Source organism: Pseudomonas sp. UF-293, assembly GCF_058245595.1.
Map to the genome: position 1 here is coordinate 12,594 of NZ_JBSICA010000023.1, position 14,472 is coordinate 27,065.

Annotated in this window: 15 protein-coding genes; 7 read left to right on the forward strand and 8 right to left on the reverse strand. The window is 60.9% G+C overall.

What is annotated here, in order from left to right; genetic code table 11:
- Positions 1-29: 29 nt before the first annotated feature.
- The 8 genes from AC4IHP_RS20960 to cbiE all read right to left on the reverse strand — a co-directional run bounded on the left by AC4IHP_RS20960 (position 30) and on the right by cbiE (position 7,250).
- Positions 30-2,150 (reverse strand): TonB-dependent copper receptor, encoded by a 2,121-nt coding sequence (locus AC4IHP_RS20960; RefSeq protein WP_490832641.1) that lies wholly within the window; start codon positions 2,148-2,150, stop codon positions 30-32.
- Between the two features lie 84 nt (positions 2,151-2,234).
- A complete protein-coding gene (locus tag AC4IHP_RS20965) occupies positions 2,235-2,681 on the reverse strand; it encodes a DUF2946 domain-containing protein (protein WP_490832642.1) in 447 nt (148 codons plus the stop codon).
- Between the two features lie 21 nt (positions 2,682-2,702).
- Positions 2,703-3,182, reverse strand: a complete 480-nt coding sequence (locus tag AC4IHP_RS20970) for a copper chaperone PCu(A)C (protein WP_490832643.1) — start codon at positions 3,180-3,182, stop codon at positions 2,703-2,705.
- 48 nt (positions 3,183-3,230) lie between these two features.
- A complete protein-coding gene (locus AC4IHP_RS20975) occupies positions 3,231-3,629 on the reverse strand; it encodes a DUF2946 domain-containing protein (protein ID WP_490832644.1) in 399 nt (132 codons plus the stop codon).
- Between the two features lie 48 nt (positions 3,630-3,677).
- Positions 3,678-3,989, reverse strand: a complete 312-nt coding sequence (locus AC4IHP_RS20980; protein ID WP_490832645.1) for a hypothetical protein — start codon at positions 3,987-3,989, stop codon at positions 3,678-3,680.
- 246 nt (positions 3,990-4,235) lie between these two features.
- Positions 4,236-4,952, reverse strand: coding sequence for a cobalt-precorrin-6A reductase (locus AC4IHP_RS20985; protein ID WP_490832646.1), 717 nt, complete (start codon positions 4,950-4,952; stop codon positions 4,236-4,238).
- Positions 4,949-6,046 (reverse strand): cobalt-precorrin-5B (C(1))-methyltransferase, encoded by a 1,098-nt coding sequence (locus AC4IHP_RS20990; protein WP_490832647.1) that lies wholly within the window; start codon positions 6,044-6,046, stop codon positions 4,949-4,951. Before AC4IHP_RS20990 ends, AC4IHP_RS20985 begins: the two co-directional genes overlap by 4 nt.
- Positions 6,039-7,250: a precorrin-6y C5,15-methyltransferase (decarboxylating) subunit CbiE gene (gene cbiE / locus AC4IHP_RS20995; RefSeq protein ID WP_490832648.1), complete on the reverse strand. Its 1,212-nt coding sequence runs from the start codon at positions 7,248-7,250 to the stop codon at positions 6,039-6,041. Before cbiE ends, AC4IHP_RS20990 begins: the two co-directional genes overlap by 8 nt.
- Before the next feature lie 226 nt (positions 7,251-7,476).
- Here cbiE and AC4IHP_RS21000 point away from each other — a divergent pair, with 226 nt between their 5' ends.
- From AC4IHP_RS21000 to cobJ, 7 genes are all read left to right on the forward strand, one after another.
- On the forward strand, positions 7,477-8,136 hold the full coding sequence (locus tag AC4IHP_RS21000) for a hypothetical protein (protein WP_490832649.1): 660 nt from the start codon (positions 7,477-7,479) through the stop codon (positions 8,134-8,136).
- 129 nt (positions 8,137-8,265) lie between these two features.
- Positions 8,266-9,078, forward strand: a complete 813-nt coding sequence (locus AC4IHP_RS21005; protein WP_490832650.1) for a hypothetical protein — start codon at positions 8,266-8,268, stop codon at positions 9,076-9,078.
- 56 nt (positions 9,079-9,134) lie between these two features.
- A complete protein-coding gene (locus AC4IHP_RS21010; protein WP_490832651.1) occupies positions 9,135-9,791 on the forward strand; it encodes a hypothetical protein in 657 nt (218 codons plus the stop codon).
- Positions 9,792-9,950: 159 nt separating this feature from the next.
- Positions 9,951-11,249: a precorrin-3B synthase gene (gene cobG, locus AC4IHP_RS21015; RefSeq protein ID WP_490832652.1), complete on the forward strand. Its 1,299-nt coding sequence runs from the start codon at positions 9,951-9,953 to the stop codon at positions 11,247-11,249.
- Entirely contained in the window at positions 11,242-11,868 is a 627-nt protein-coding gene (locus AC4IHP_RS21020) for a precorrin-8X methylmutase (protein WP_460123579.1), read from the forward strand. Before cobG ends, AC4IHP_RS21020 begins: the two co-directional genes overlap by 8 nt.
- Positions 11,868-12,599, forward strand: coding sequence for a precorrin-2 C(20)-methyltransferase (locus AC4IHP_RS21025; protein ID WP_490832673.1), 732 nt, complete (start codon positions 11,868-11,870; stop codon positions 12,597-12,599). Before AC4IHP_RS21020 ends, AC4IHP_RS21025 begins: the two co-directional genes overlap by 1 nt.
- Positions 12,599-14,299 (forward strand): precorrin-3B C(17)-methyltransferase, encoded by a 1,701-nt coding sequence (gene cobJ / locus AC4IHP_RS21030; RefSeq protein WP_490832653.1) that lies wholly within the window; start codon positions 12,599-12,601, stop codon positions 14,297-14,299. Before AC4IHP_RS21025 ends, cobJ begins: the two co-directional genes overlap by 1 nt.
- The last annotated feature ends 173 nt before the right edge of the window (positions 14,300-14,472 follow it).

The following is a 14,472-nucleotide window of genomic DNA, read 5'->3' on the forward strand; positions in this document are numbered from 1 at the left end:
GCTCGCTCCTACATGGGTAGGTGTTGGTGTCAGAAACTCATATCGACTTTGGTCCAGAGCGTGCGCCCCGGTTCATTAATTGCCTGTGGGTCATTGGCCGGGTAGCCGAACCCGGCGTTGCCGGCCAGATTCAGGTGCTCGGCGTAGGCTTTGCCGAACAGGTTGTCGACGCCGCTGCTGACCTTCCAGTGCTGGTTGATGCGGTACGCGCCGTTGAGCGAAAACACGCCGAAGCCCGAGCTCTGGGCGTAATCCTTGCCGACCACGTTGCCCTTGTTCGCGTCGATGCGGTGCTGCGCGGCGACCACTCGCCACAATGCGCCGGCGCTCCAGTTGTCCTGGCTGTAGCTCACGCCGAAACGCGCATCCAGCGGCGGCATCTGTGGCAGGGCCGAGCCGTCGCTGCTGTTCTTGCCCCAGGCGTAGGCCAGGGTCGCATCGGCTTTCCAGTTGTCGGTGAGGTTGTAGGCAGCACCGAGTTCGCCACCCATGATCCGCGCGTCGATGTTCTCGGCGCGCGAGGTGCTCATGCCCATCACCCCGGGCGTGTAGTCGAACAGGATGTAATTGCGCACCACGCCGACATAGCCCGAGGCCCAGGCTTGGAGGTCGGCGCTTTTGTAGTTCACGCCAAAGTCGAATTGCGTGGTCTTTTCCGGTTTGATCGAGTCGAAGGCATTGACCGATCCTGCCGGGCCGGACTTGGGCGAAAACAACTCCCAGTAATCCGGGAAGCGTTGCGCGTGGCCGAGGCCGGCGTAGAGCGTGGTCGGGCTGTCGGCGAGGTCATGCTCGTAACGGATGAAGCCGCTTGGCAACGTGTCGGCGCGGCTGTCGTCGGCGGTCGGGTTGGGCCGAGCCATCATTCCCGACCCTATGGTTTGCCGATAATCCTTGGCCGAGGCGCGATCGACCCGCGCGCCCGTGATCAAGCGATCACGCTCGGCGGCGTACCAGGTCATTTCGCTGAACACGCCGTAATTGTGGAAATCGGCGTCCTTGCTGTACGGCAGTTGCTTGTAGGTATCGATACCCATCGCACTGCGCTGACGGTGCTCGTTGGTCTGCGCATCCAGCCCGGTGATCAGTTGAATATCCGCCCAACGCCAGGTCGCCTTGAGCCGCGCGCCGAGGGTGCGCCGGTCGACGTTGGACGCCATGGGCCCGGCCATCATCCCGGTGCCGGACGGTGTGCGCAGGGTGTAGTTGTCCATCACATGATCGGCGTAGTTGTAATAGACCTGCGCCTCGAGTTTTTCCAGCGCCTCACTGATATTGGATCTCTCGAAACGCAGGCCGAGGCTTTCGCGCAAAAACTGCGAGCCGTCCATGCCTCGCCCGGCATATCGGGCTTCGCCGTCGCCCTTGCCGGCGGTGAGTTCGATCAGAGTGTCGGCATCCGGCGTCCAGCCCAGTGCGACATCGCCGTTCCACTTGTCGTAGCGCGAGGCGACGATGTCGTTGTTGCCGTCGCGGTAATCGTCGGAATGCGCCGTGTTGCCGATGACTCGCACGTAGCCCAGAGGGCCACCGGCAGCCGCGTCGACAACTTTGTCGAAACGACCGTGGGAACCGGCCAGCACGCTGGCATTCACCCGTGTACCGAGTTCGCCGAAGCTCTCCGGCTCACGGTCGAACAGCACCGTACCGGCCGATGCACCCGGCCCCCACAGGACCGTCTGCGGGCCTTTGATCACCGTGAGTTTGTCGTAGGTTTCCGGCGAAATGTATGAGGTTGGCGCGTCCATGCGGCCGGGGCAGGCGCCAAGCATCATGCTGCCGTTGGTGAGGATATTCAGTCGCGAACCGAACATTCCGCGCAGCACCGGATCGCCGTTGGTGCCGCCATTGCGCACCAGAGCGAAGCCGGGAATGGTCTTCAGGTAATCGCCACCGTCACTGGCCGGCACCGGTTGGCGCGGATCCTTGGGGTTGGTGACGATCGTCAGTGGTGAGCTCGGGGCAATGGCAGTGATCACCGTCGGGCTCAGTTCATTTTCGTGGCTCGCGTGATCATCAGCCAACGCCAGCGGTGTCAGCAGCAGGCCGCAAAGGACGGCAATAGCTTGCCTGCAACGAATCCGCGATTCATTCAGGGCAAAGTGCGCGCGGGCAGATTCCGCGCAGAGGACAGCAGTAAACCTGGACATGACAATTTCCATCGAACAGTCGTAAACACCACGGCCGGCAGCCTGGAGCTGTCTTCTCAACCGTGTGCAATCAGAGGTGCGTGTTTACGTGGCGATGGGCGGGGCGCGGGTGCGGGCGCCGGGGAAGAAGGGTTGGCGGGCATGGCCCAGACGCGGCGAGGGTGGGGTGAAGGTGTTCGGTGGCGGGATGTTGAAAGCGACGAAATCGCCGCCGCCGGTCAGTGCCGGGCAGTTGAACAGCAGGCTGCAATAGCCGCACTTTTCCCACAGCACGTGGTGCGAGGACTGCGGCGGGCAATGCTCGGCAGAAGGCTGGGCTGCATGGCCGCCGTGATCCATGCCGGGCATGTCCATCGACATGGCCATGCTCATTGGCATCGGTGTCGAGGCGTGCTGATCCATCGGCATCGACTGAGAAATCAGTGGGCCGATGAAGATCATCAACATGGCGAACAGGGCGATCCAGCTGCCACGCGTCAGCGCTTGAGTCTGACGGTGATGCGGGACGGGCCTAGCGCGCAACGGACACATGGGCGAAGTCAGCCGAAACGGTTACTGAGCGTGCACGTGGCCCTGGGCGGATTCCGGCGCTTTCTTCTGCACGGCAACTTCAACGCTGACGTCACCTGCCTTTTCGAAATGCAGGGTCATCGGGAAACGCTTGCCGTCGCTGAGCAGGCTGCGATCGCTCGGGTTGAGCAGCATCACGTGGTAAGCCATCGGCGCGAAGGTCACGGTGCCGCTGGCGGGGATTTCCACGCTTGGCACTTGCTGCATCTTCATCAGATCGCCCTGCATCAGGTGCTCGTGCAACTGCGCTTGTGCAGCGATGGGCGAGTCGACGCTGAGCAGGCGATCGGCGCCTTTGCCGGTGTTGTGGATGATGAAGTAGGCGGCGACGGTCGGCGCATTCGGCGGCAGTTCCTGCGACCACGGATGGGCGATCTCCAGCGCACCGACTTTATATTCATGGGCATGGGCGAAGCACGCCGGCAAAAGCAGCGCAGCGAGGACGAAGAGTTTCTTCAACATGGCAGTTCTCCAGAACGATTTGAAACGCGGAATTATGGCGCGAACAAATCAGACCAGAGGGGAAGCACGGGGATTGAGACTCGGCCATTGCTGGCGCGGCGTCGGGGCTTGCAGGGAGACGGGCGCAACGCTCCGGTTGCTTTCAAATTGCGCGAAATACAGCTGCGGCGAATGCCCCGGCAGTGCCAGCAATGGCGCCCCACCTGAGCAACACCAGCAGTGCTGCATGTTCGAATGGCTGTCGTTCTGCGGGGCTTTCTGATCTATGGCGCCGATGTCGATCGCCACCATCTTCATCCCACTGCCGGTGCAGAAACTGCTCCACAGGATCTGCTCGGCCGGTGAACTGGCCGCCTGCGCCATCGCCCCGCTCAGCGGCATGGCGAGCATGTTGAACAGCACTGCAAGGCAGGCGATCCAGGCAAATGCTAACCGGCGTCGGTTCATGGGACAGGTCCGTTGGGTGGGCGATCAGGCGCGGCCCATTTAGCCTGATCAGGGCCGATAAGTAAAAAAGCGTCGTGCGGTTTGGTGTCGCAGTGCTTGCTGCAAAAGTTGTAACAGTCTGCGCCCCGTTTTGATTTCGCCGCTGTGAATGAGTGTAGCGGCTTCGACTCGCAATGCCTGGGCGAAATCCGCATCGGTCTCTATTCGTGCTCGTATGGTCTGCATAACGTCTCGACCTGCTGCTCGGTTAAGTTGCCCATCTCCCGATTCTTCCAGTTCACAGCCCTTGATGTATTGGCCCAGATCCGCTGGGGTTTTCAGGTAGTCCCGAACGTCAAAAGGAAGAAATTTCTCTGACATTGAATATCACGCCTTTGAGTTCAAAGGCCGAAGGGTAAGTGGTGTGCCTGAACGCTGAAAGTCGGTGTTGTTTTGAATTTATGTGGGTGGTGTCTGGCCGGGTTGTAGGAATCGAGACATAAATTCCGCCGAGCCGGAGTCATGTGGGAGCGAGCCTGCTCGCGAAAGCGCTGTGTCAGACAATGGAAGGCTACTGGTGCTGACGTCTTCGCGAGCAGGCTCGCTTCCACAGAGGGCCGTGCCGATTCAGTGGGAAAGGGCAGCGAGGACTTCAGCGACTGATTCAAACTCCTGATCAACCCCCGGCAACCCCGGGCGCTTCAACACCAGCACCGGCACGCCGCGCTCGCGCGCCACTTCGAGCTTCGGCTCGGTGGCGGTGCTGCCGCTGTTCTTGCTGATCAGCACATCGATCTGCCGGCGCTCGAACAGCGCGCGCTCGTCTTCCAGCAGAAACGGCCCGCGTGCGCCGATCACTTCGCAGCGCGCGTTGCCGGGGTAAACGTCGAGGGCGCGCAGGGTCCAGAACTGGTGGGCGGGGATTTCCTCGAGGTGTTGCAGCGGTTCGCGGCCGAGGGTGAACAGCGGGCGGTGGAACGGTTCGAGGGCGGCGATGAGTTCTGCCCAGTCACTGACCTCACGCCAGTCATCGCCCGCTTGCGGCTGCCACGCCGGGCGGCGCAAGGCCCAGCAGGGGATGCCGGCGAGCTGTGCCGCGCGGGCGGCGTTGGCACTGATTTGCGCGGCGTACGGGTGCGTAGCGTCGAGCAGCAGATCGACGCTTTCATCAGCGATGAACTGCGCCAGACCCTCAGCACCTCCATAGCCGCCAACCCTGACCTGGCAGCGCAAATCGCTCGGCACCCGGCCAACGCCGGCGAGGCTGTAGATATGTTGCGGGCCGAGCGTGCGGGCAATCGCCAGCGCTTCAGTGACACCGCCGAGCAGCAGGATCCGCTTCATACAAAACTTCCGGCATGCCCGACAATCCCGCCCTGACGATCAATGGCAAACACCTCGACCTGCACCTGCGCCGGCACCACACTGCGGGCGAAATTCAGCGCATGGCGACATACCTCATCACCCAAAGCAATCCCCGCCGCACTGGCCATGGCCAAGGCTTGTTGGCTGGTGTTGGCCTCACGAATGCCCTGTTGCAATACCGCATCCGCGCCAAGCGCCGCCGCCCACTGCGCCAATTGCGGCAAGTCGATGCTCGAATGTCGCGAGTGCAGATCCATATGTCCGGCGGCGAGCTTGCTGATCTTGCCGAAACCGCCGCACAGGCTGAGTTTATCCACGGGTACCTTGCGCAGATGCTTGAGAACCGCACCGACGAAGTCGCCCATTTCGATCAGGGCGATTTCCGGCATATCGTAGACACGACGCATGGTGTCCTCGCTGGCGTTGCCGGTGCACGCGGCGATGTGCAGATAACCGTTGGTTTTCGCTACATCGATGCCCTGATGAATCGAGGCGATATAGGCGGCGCAGGAAAACGGCCGGACGATGCCGCTGGTGCCGAGGATCGACAGGCCGCCAAGAATGCCCAACCGTGGATTCATGGTTTTCAGCGCCAGTTCTGCGCCGCCCTCGACATTGACTGTGACGTCAAAGCCGCCGCCGTAACCGGTTTCGGCGGCGAGCAAGGCCAGATGATCACTGATCATTTTACGCGGCACCGGATTGATTGCCGGCTCGCCAACGGCCAATACCAGACCGGGTCGGGTCACCGTGCCGACGCCGACGCCGGCGTTGAAGCGCATTCCCGGTTCGGCGCACAGTCGCACCTGTGAATAAAGCAGGGCGCCATGGGTGACGTCGGGGTCATCGCCGGCATCCTTGATCGTGCCGGCCTCGGCGCCGGCCTCGCTCAGGCGACAGAACTCCAGGCGCATCTGCACCTGTTTGCCCTTGGGCAGCGTGATCTGCACCGCGTCGGCGCTGACGCCGGTGAGCAACAGGCGCGCGGCGGCGAGGCTGGTGGCGGTGGCGCAGCTGCCGGTGGTGAGGCCGCTGCGCAGGGGCGCGGGTTGTTCGGCGGTTTCGTCACGCATCGTGGGGTTTGACCAGATCGAGCAAGGTGATCGGCAAGGCCTGACGCCAAGTGTCGAACTCGCCGAGCGGCTGAGCCTGCGCGACATGAACGCGTGTCAGTTCGCCGCCGTATTGTTCGCGCCAATGCATCAGGGTGACTTCGCTTTGCAACGTCACGGCGTTGGCCACCAGACGGCCGCCGGGCTTGAGCTGTTCCCAGCAGGCTTCGAAAACACCCTCGCGGGTGACGCCGCCGCCGATAAACACAGCGTCCGGCCGTTCGAGGCTATCCAGCGCTTGCGGCGCCTTGCCACGGATCAGTTGCAGGCCGGGCACGCCCAGCGCATCACGATTGTGTTCGATCAATTGCTGACGACCCTCGTCGGCCTCCACCGCGATGGCGCGGCAACTCGGATGGGCGCGCATCCACTCGATACCGATCGAGCCGCTGCCGGCGCCGACATCCCAAAGCAGTTCACCGGGCGTCGGCGCCAAGCGTGCGAGGGTGATAGCGCGCACGTCGCGCTTGGTCAGTTGGCCATCGTGGCGGAATGCCGAATCGGGCAAACCGGCGAGGCGCGACAGGCGCGGCGCCGTGGCATCGGCCAGACACTCGATGGCAATGATATTGAGGTCGGCTATCGGCGCCCCGTTCCAGGCGTTGGCGGTACTGTCGATGCGCCGCTCGGTGTCGCCGCCAAGGTGTTCAAACACACTCAGGCGACTTGGGCCGAAGCCGCGGTCACGAAGCAATTGTGCAACCGCCGCCGGGCTCTGGCCGTCGTTACTCAGGCATAACAGGCGCACGCCACCGAACAACTGCGCATTGAGGGCCGCCAACGGTCGGGCCACCAACGACAGCGTGACCACTTCCTGCAACGGCCAGCCGAGGCGCGCCGCCGCCAGCGAACAGGATGACGGCGCAGGCAGGATCAGCATCTCTTCGCTGGGTACCTGCCGGGCGAGGCTGGCACCGACGCCGTAGAACATCGGGTCACCACTGGCCAGCACGCAGATGGCTTCGCCACGCTGCGCCAGCACCGGCGCAAGGGAAAAGGGCCGCGGCCACAGTTGTCGTTCACCACGTATACACGCCGGCAGCAAATCCAGCTGACGCTGGCCGCCGACGATCCGCGAGGCGCCCATCAGGGCTCGCCGGGCGTTTTTGCCAAGACCCTTAAAGCCATCTTCAGTTACGCCTACAACTGTCAGCCAAGTGCTCATGCCGTTCCTCACGCGCGTGCTTTTACCGGTCAACAATGATAACGCGACGTGGATCAACTGACCGCAATAACTTTCACTGAATGAACGAAATCAAATGTCTTGATTGTTTTTTTTAACGTCGTTGGCGGGTTGTTAGTTTGTTGTCGTTGGACTTTCAAACAATCGCGAGGCGTTTTCGACATCCTCGATTTTAATTTTGAGGCAATAACTCAATAAGGTATTCATAGTGACTGACAAAAATAATTCGGGGCTGCTGCCGGATGAGGGCTGCTCCGCTGTAATGGGAAGTAATCTGTTGTCGTTCTTTGTCGACGTGACCAGGGAAGACAAACGATTCATAAAAAACAGCATGCGTTGGGCTGAGTACAAGGCGGATCTTCGCTTGGACCGCAAACGAGAACCTGCTGCCTGGTTCGAGTATTACTCGGGCGTCATGTGGTCTGTCGGCTGGCGCCTGGACCACGCGCCAGTGATAGTGTCAGACAAGAATTTTTTTGGAGACGTTCTGGACGCGTGGGCCAAGTCTTTGTCGGCGCAACTCAGTCGGGAAAAGGTCAGGCGTATGAAAGAAACTTTTCAAATGCTTGAGCTCGACTCCAATGGAGTCGAAATCTTCACCAACAGCACGCGAAAATGGGGAGATTTTCGATTCTCTCCTGCCAGTTACAATCTTCATAAAGAGCTTGAAATCGTCATCAGTAATGTCCGCTTAGTGAGTTCCGAATGGTTTTCCACCTATCTGTTCTGGACGGTGAAGCATGAAGGTTCGCAACTTGATATTCAGTCAAGGCGTTTTGTTATAACGCCTGATCAGATTGAAAAGTATCGAGAGCAGTTAAGTCTGGCCGTGGTCGAGATGCGTCTTGGAGAAATTGAGTTGGCTTGATCGGTTGATAAGCGTCGGTTCATGAAACTTTGAAATTAATTGAATGACATCTGATTTGAATGTTTTGCCTACGATGGATAGTTTGTTTTTGCGCCATGAGGGCGTATTAATAATTGAAGGATTAAAGTGATGAGCGATGTAATTGAAAAAGTAATGTCGGCTGCCGAGCGTGTTGCAGCAATTGAAGAGTGTAATGCTTTTGTTTCCGCGCAACCGATTCTAAGGTCGCGAGCAGCGCGTGCAGGAGTTGATCTGCCTGTCGACAAGGATGAGTTGAACGCGGCCATTATGGGCTCGGGTATTGCTGGCTTTGATCCGAGCATGTCCAAGCGGAGTAAGCGGATTGTCAAAAACTCATATATGTACGCAGATATCGCGGCCCTGCTGAAATACCCGGCGCCCAGCCAAAAAGAGCAACGTTACAATGAGTTCCTGCGCCTGATGAAACTTGCGGGGTGGTTTGTTTTCAGCAGTCCCTATAACCGTTATAAAGCCGAGTCCCGCAAGGTGACAATGGATAATATCGCCCTGTCGATTATTCATGGTGCCGTGGGCGCTGCCGTTGGCCAAGGCCAGGCAGCATTGAAAGTGCTCTCGAGTGTGGCGGACTCGACTATGGAAGCACTGAAGAACGAGCCGCAGGCGCTGACGCTTTTCGAGAAGAACTCTAAAAAAGCTGAAGGTGGCAACTTCTGCATGACAAGCTCCATGCAGGATGCAGAGGGGGCGATCACCATGGCAGTTGCCGCTGTGCAGTATTTTGCCAAAGCTCAGCAGACCAAAGTCCTGTTCGTCGAATGGATGCCCAGCGACGTGGAGATTTACAACGCTGCTGCGACGATGGAGATTGAAGAAGAAGACTATCTGGATGTAGAGCCCCTGATCGTCAAAGCATTGACCGCGCAGCGCGAAAAAGCGCTCACCCTGGAGTTTGGTGCATAAGTCTGAGCTTGATTAAAGCCAGAGACGTAAGTCTCTGGCTTTTTAGGGAGGTGCAAATGAGTAAAGATCAAAGTTGTACGGCTTTCGTTTGTGCCTGTGCACTGGTTCTTGTGACAGACGATTTATCGGGTCAGGAGCGTCAGGATGCATTGGATGCGCTGCTCTATTCGCAAACAGCTGCGTCCCGTAAAGCATCGCAGTTTTCCGCAGTGCAGACATGGGCGCAAATAACGGACAGAGCAATGAGAGTGGCTGGGGCATCGCTGACCGACGATCAGGACATGAACTTTCCATTGCCGGTATCAGGAGGGGTTACATTGTTGGAGGTGGCACAACAAACAATGGACTGTTGGATGCCGGCAATAAATCTGCCTGGTGGACAGCGGTTGTCCGATTTAAAGTTGGACGCAACATCGGCGACCCTTGGTTTACTTCGCCAGCATGTCGTTCGGGACGACAAGTGGATCAGATTCATGTTCGCTGTTGTTTCGCCAGGAATCACCATTCCCAAGGTTGTCATCTCTTTTGAATACTGCGGGGTGATAGGGGCGGATATTCTTCAACATCGCTTCACTGCGGAAGACGTAGTGGGTGACGTTTGCGTGTCTGCCAGCAAGGCTCTGTTGGATAGGGAAGACTATGATTTCTCCCGGGCAACGGTGATCTCCTTGCTCGGCGAACGGCGTCAGGAGCAGGTTCTCGCCCTGACGTGAATCATCGCCTTGGCTACTGAAGATGAATAGTGTTCGTCCGTTGGACGGGTTCCGACGGGCAGACTTTTCATGCCACCGGACAAAGCAGGCATAATACCGCGCCTTCGCCCGCGAAGCGCTTCTGCCACACAACCGGTCAGCCCCTTGAACGAACGCCCGATGTCCACTGCCTTACGCCCCTCGGCCTGCCCGGGGTTGCTGCGTATCGTCCAGGCACTGGACGGCGGAATCTGTCGGATCAAGCTTGATGGCGGTTCAATCAGCGTTGATCAGGCCGATGCGGTGGCCGCTGCCGCCGAGCAGTTCGCCAGCGGCGCGATCGAGGCGACCAATCGTGGCAATCTGCAGGTTCGCGGTATCGGGGCGCAATCTGCAGAGTTGATCGAGCGCTTGCTGGCCGCTGGCCTCGGGCCAAAGAACGCCGCCGGCGACGATGTGCGCAATCTGATGCTCAGCCCCGGCGCCGGCATCGATCGGCAGATGCTGATCGACACACGGCCGCTCGCCGAACACATCCTCGACACCTTGCAAAGCCATCCGCGTTTCCACGAGCTGAGCGCCAAGTTCGCCGTGCAACTCGATGGCGGTGAAGCGCTGGCGATGCTCGAACATCGGCATGATCTGTGGCTGTCGGCGTTCGAGCGTGACGGCGAAATTCTCTGGGCATTCGGTCTGGCCGGTTGTCCGACCGATCGCCCGCTCGGCGCTGTGAGCCTGGACAATGCTCACGCACTGGTGGTCGCTGTGCTGGAGTTGTTCCTCGACCTGGCCCGGCCAGAACAAACACGAATGCGCCATCTGCTCGAGGAGTTGCCAAGGCTCGCGTTGCTTGACTCGTTGCGCGAGCGCGTATCGCTCAAAGCGATCAGCAACTGGCAGCGCCCGACGTCGGCAGACGCGCTGCACATCGGCGCTCATCAGCAGATCGCGCAAGGTCTCTGCTACGTCGGCGCGGTGCCGCCACTGGGTCGACTTGATCCGGCGATGCTGCGTGGCGCGGCGCAACTGGCCCGACAATTGGGCGATGGCAGCCTGCGCTTCACGCCGTGGCAGACCCTGCTGTTGCCGAACGTGAAAACCACTGATACCGACCAAGTCCTTGAGCAGTTGCGGGCGTTGGGCCTGTTGACGACCGCAGCCGAACCCCTGACTCGCCTGATCGCCTGCACCGGCTCCGATGGGTGCGGCAAAGGCCTGGCCGACACCAAACAGGATGCCCGGCAGTTGGCACCTTTGCTGCCCACAGGGCTCAGCGTGCACCTGTCGGGCTGCTCGCGCTCCTGTGCCGCCGCCCACTGCGCGCCAGTGACGCTGCTGGCCGTCAGCCCTGGTCATTACGATCTCTACATTCGCGATGCGGCACAGCCCGGTTTCGGCTCGCTGCACGCCTGCAACCTTACTATTGAAGCGGCCGCGACCCTGCTCGACGACCGCTCCCGGAGCCCCCTTGATGCTTGATTACATCCGCGACGGTCAGGAGATCTATCGCAACTCCTTCGCAATCATTCGCCGCGAGGCCAATCTGGCGCGCATTCCCGCCGATCTGGAAAAACTCGCGGTGCGAGTGATCCACGCCTGCGGCATGGTCGAGGCCGTCGACGGTCTGCAATTCTCCGAGGGCGCCGGCCAGGCCGGGCGCGATGCACTGGCGGCCGGCGCGCCGATTCTCTGCGACGCGCGCATGGTCTCCGAAGGCGTGACCCGCACGCGCCTGCCGGCCAACAACCAAGTGATCTGCACCTTGCGCGACGACAGCGTGCCGGAGCTCGCTCGCGATTTGGGTAATACCCGCTCGGCCGCCGCGCTGGAGTTGTGGCGCCCGCACCTCGAAGGCAGTGTGGTGGTGATCGGCAACGCGCCGACCGCGCTGTTCTACTTGCTGGAAATGCTCGACGCCGGCGCGCCGAAACCAGCACTGATTCTCGGCTTCCCGGTCGGCTTCGTCGGCGCTGCCGAATCGAAAGCGGCGCTGGCCGCCGACAGTCGCGGCGTGCCGTTCGTGATCATGCAGGGTCGTCTGGGCGGCAGCGCCATGGCCGCCGCCGCCGTCAATGCCCTCGCCACGGAGATCGAATGATGCAGGCCAAAGGACGTCTGATCGGCCTCGGTGTCGGTCCCGGTGATCCGGAACTGATTACCGTAAAAGCCTTGCGCCTGCTGCGCGAATCGCCGGTGGTCGCGTACTTCGTGGCCAGGGGCAAGAAGGGCAATGCGTTCGGCATCATCGAGGCGCACCTGGTCGAGGCGCAGAATCTGCTGCCGCTGGTCTACCCGGTGACCACCGAGGCCTTGCCGGCGCCGCTGTCGTATGAGCAAGTCATCAGCGATTTCTACGACGAAGCCGCTGTGGCGGTCGCCGAGCATCTGGACGCCGGCCGCGACGTGGCAGTGATCTGCGAGGGCGACCCGTTCTTCTACGGCTCCTACATGTATTTGCATGATCGTCTCGCCAGCCATTACGAGGCCGAAGTCGTGCCCGGCGTGTGCTCGATGCTCGGCGGCGCTTCGGTGCTCGGCGCGCCGCTGGTGTATCGCAATCAGAGCCTGTCGGTGCTCTCCGGCGTGCTGCCCCATGAAGAGCTGAAACGGCGTCTGGCCGATGCCGACGCGGCAGTGATCATGAAGCTGGGGCGCAACTTTCCCAAAGTGCGTCAGGTGCTGGAAGAACTCGGTCTCGCCGCCCGCGCGCTGTACGTCGAACGGGCAACCATGGCCAATCAGAAGATCGTGCCGATGGATCAGGTCGAGCCGATGTCCTCGCCATACTTCTCGCTGATCATCGTCCCGGGCGAACGGTGGCAAGGTTGATGAGCCAATCGACTCCCGCCATCGTCATCCTCGGCCAGGGCAGCCTCGCGACGGCACGGCGCATTCAGCAGGTCTATCCGGCGGCGCAGGTCCATGGCCTTGCCGGACGGGTCGATGGCGCCGACAGCGTTTATCAGGAATTCGGCGCGACCCTGCGCTCGCTCTATCAACAGGACACGCCGATCATCGCCCTGTGTGCGGCCGGGATTGTCATTCGCACGTTGGCGCCGCTGCTGTTGGAGAAAGGTGCCGAACCGGCGGTGCTGGCGGTGGCCGAAGACGGCAGCGCGGTGGTGCCATTGCTCGGTGGACTTGGCGGAGTCAACGTCATGGCCCGGGAAATCGCGGCGGCGCTGCAAGTGGCGCCAGCGATCACCACCAGCGGCGAATTGCGCTTTGGCACCTGCCTGCTCAACCCGCCGAGCGGCTACGCACTGGCGGATCTGGAGTCGGGCAAACGTTTCGTCTCCGATCTTCTCGCCGGACATAGCGTGCGCATTGAAGGCGCGGCGCCGTGGCTGGATCAGGCGCAGTTGCCGCAGGATCCGCAGGCGCAGCGGTCGATTCATGTGAGCAGTGCGCAGCGTGTGGCCAGTGCCGATGAACTGCTGATTTACCCGCGTAGTGTGGCGGTGGCGGTGAGTGCTGAAGTGTCGGACCTGCCGAACGTCGTTCGCCATGCGTTACTTGCGGCCAACGTCGCCGTTCCGGCACTGGCCTGCCTGGTGGCCGCCGACACTGATATGGCCGCGACGAATTTGCGCGAGGCTGCGCTCGAATTGGGCGTGCCGCTGCGCTTCGTGGCAGCGCAGAGCGATCTGCAGGCATTGGCCCGCGTTGCAGTGCCAGCGGCGAACGTGAGTGGCGGTGAAAATCTGGCGATCGCGATTGCCGAGCAACCGCTGGACGTCGCGCAGATCGGTCGTCCACGGGGTCGACTCGCGGTGATCGGCCTTGGCCCTGGCGCCGCCGAACTGATGGTGCCGGCGGTGAAAGCCGAACTGGCTCGCGCCACTGATGTGCTCGGTTACGAAACCTACGTGCGCATGGCTGGCCCTTTCCGTGACGATCAGGTGCAACACTGCACCGACAATCGTGAAGAAATGCAGCGTGCCCGCCACGCTTTCAGGCTTGCCGCCGAAGGACGTTCGGTGATCGTGGTGTCTTCTGGCGACCCGGGCGTGTTCGCCATGGCCGCTGCGGTGCTCGAAGCCTTGCACGAGTCGGATGATCCGGCGTGGCACAGCGTGGATCTGGAAATCCTCCCGGGCGTCTCCGCCTCGCTCGCTACTGCGGCTCAGGCGGGTGCGCCGCTGGGCCACGACTTCTGCGTGATGTCGCTGTCGGACAACCTCAAGCCCTGGGCGATCATCGAGAAACGTCTGGATCTGGCCGCCGAGGCGGATCTGGCCCTGGCTTTCTACAACCCGATTTCCCGCGCACGCCCATGGCAGTTGGGCCGGGCGCTGGAAATCGTCGCGCAGCATCGCGCGGCTGAAACACCGGTTGTGCTCGGGCGCGATATTGGCCGTCCGGGGCAGAGTCTGCGTACCACGACACTGGGCGCATTGACCGTGGAACAAGTCGACATGCGCACCATGGTGTTGATCGGTTCCTCCACGACATGCACTTTTGCCCGTGCCAACGGCGGTAACTGGGTTTACACACCGCGTTGGTATGGCAACAAGCCGGTCACTTGAGGGGTAATTACTTGCCAGAAAAGTTGTAAGTAAAACTCCAGCGGTCGCCACTCAACTTGAAAACTGTCGCCAAGGCCGTAAATCCCCGATTTACGGCCTTTGTGCTTGTCGACGACAACGTTGGCCAGGCTTTTTTTGCGCTGTAAGTGTTTCGGATTTATTGCTGGCATGGC

What these genes read in the sequence shown, in the direction of transcription:
- AC4IHP_RS21025 (WP_490832673.1), top strand. Translation starts at nt 11,868, where the DNA reads ATGCAGGCCAAAGGACGTCTGATCGGCCTCGGTGTCGGTCCCGGTGAT.
- cbiE (WP_490832648.1), bottom strand. Translation starts at nt 7,250, where the DNA reads ATGAGCACTTGGCTGACAGTTGTAGGCGTAACTGAAGATGGCTTTAAG.
- AC4IHP_RS20960 (WP_490832641.1), bottom strand. Translation starts at nt 2,150, where the DNA reads ATGTCCAGGTTTACTGCTGTCCTCTGCGCGGAATCTGCCCGCGCGCAC.
- AC4IHP_RS21005 (WP_490832650.1), top strand. Translation starts at nt 8,266, where the DNA reads ATGAGCGATGTAATTGAAAAAGTAATGTCGGCTGCCGAGCGTGTTGCA.
- AC4IHP_RS21010 (WP_490832651.1), top strand. Translation starts at nt 9,135, where the DNA reads ATGAGTAAAGATCAAAGTTGTACGGCTTTCGTTTGTGCCTGTGCACTG.
- AC4IHP_RS20990 (WP_490832647.1), bottom strand. Translation starts at nt 6,046, where the DNA reads ATGCGTGACGAAACCGCCGAACAACCCGCGCCCCTGCGCAGCGGCCTC.
- AC4IHP_RS20975 (WP_490832644.1), bottom strand. Translation starts at nt 3,629, where the DNA reads ATGAACCGACGCCGGTTAGCATTTGCCTGGATCGCCTGCCTTGCAGTG.
- AC4IHP_RS21020 (WP_460123579.1), top strand. Translation starts at nt 11,242, where the DNA reads ATGCTTGATTACATCCGCGACGGTCAGGAGATCTATCGCAACTCCTTC.
- AC4IHP_RS20985 (WP_490832646.1), bottom strand. Translation starts at nt 4,952, where the DNA reads ATGAAGCGGATCCTGCTGCTCGGCGGTGTCACTGAAGCGCTGGCGATT.
- AC4IHP_RS20980 (WP_490832645.1), bottom strand. Translation starts at nt 3,989, where the DNA reads ATGTCAGAGAAATTTCTTCCTTTTGACGTTCGGGACTACCTGAAAACC.
- AC4IHP_RS20970 (WP_490832643.1), bottom strand. Translation starts at nt 3,182, where the DNA reads ATGTTGAAGAAACTCTTCGTCCTCGCTGCGCTGCTTTTGCCGGCGTGC.
- cobJ (WP_490832653.1), top strand. Translation starts at nt 12,599, where the DNA reads ATGAGCCAATCGACTCCCGCCATCGTCATCCTCGGCCAGGGCAGCCTC.
- cobG (WP_490832652.1), top strand. Translation starts at nt 9,951, where the DNA reads ATGTCCACTGCCTTACGCCCCTCGGCCTGCCCGGGGTTGCTGCGTATC.
- AC4IHP_RS20965 (WP_490832642.1), bottom strand. Translation starts at nt 2,681, where the DNA reads ATGTGTCCGTTGCGCGCTAGGCCCGTCCCGCATCACCGTCAGACTCAA.